This window comes from Vibrio sp. 1288, assembly GCF_033344475.1.
The window spans coordinates 1-575 of sequence record NZ_JAWPOX010000884.1; the positions used below are offsets into that span (position 1 = coordinate 1).

The window sequence follows — 575 nt, forward strand, 5'->3', positions numbered from 1 at the left end:
CCTTCACACATTCCTGAGGCCGCAACTACGATAGCAGCTTCTGCTGTGCTCGCGAGTCGATTCACGAGCTTTAAATGGTCAGTGTGGCTTTCGACAGTAATACATTGATCAAATGCAAGAGGATGTCGGTGATGCTCGAGCCGCTCTTTCGCTTCTGCTCCACAAAGCTTTTTAAATTGGCGATAGGTATTAGTTACCTTTTTAGCCAAAGGAGAATCAAGAATAATAGGCAGTGAATCTTGCAAAGCGTGCTCATGAATAAGCTGTTCTATATCAAAGAGTAACTCTTGAGTTCTCCCGACGCTAAAAGCCGGTATAACAATTACGCCACCATCCTGAAGTGCATGCTCAATAATAGAAAGCAATCGCCTACTGCGAGACTCTACATCTTCGTGAACTTTATTGCCGTATGTCGACTCGATAAACAAATAGTCAGCTTTTTCAGGCGATACCGGATCCGGTAGGAGAGGCGTGTTACGAGGGCCCAAATCCCCTGAGAACACAACAACCTCATTGTTTGATAAACGAAACTCAACATATGCAGACCCTAAAATGTGTCCTGCTGGTTGAAAGCG

The 575-nt window shown here is 44.9% G+C and carries 1 pseudogene; it reads right to left on the reverse strand.

The window, feature by feature from the left end:
• Window positions 1-575: pseudogene (locus R8O11_RS29905) on the reverse strand (MBL fold metallo-hydrolase); the annotation flags it as partial.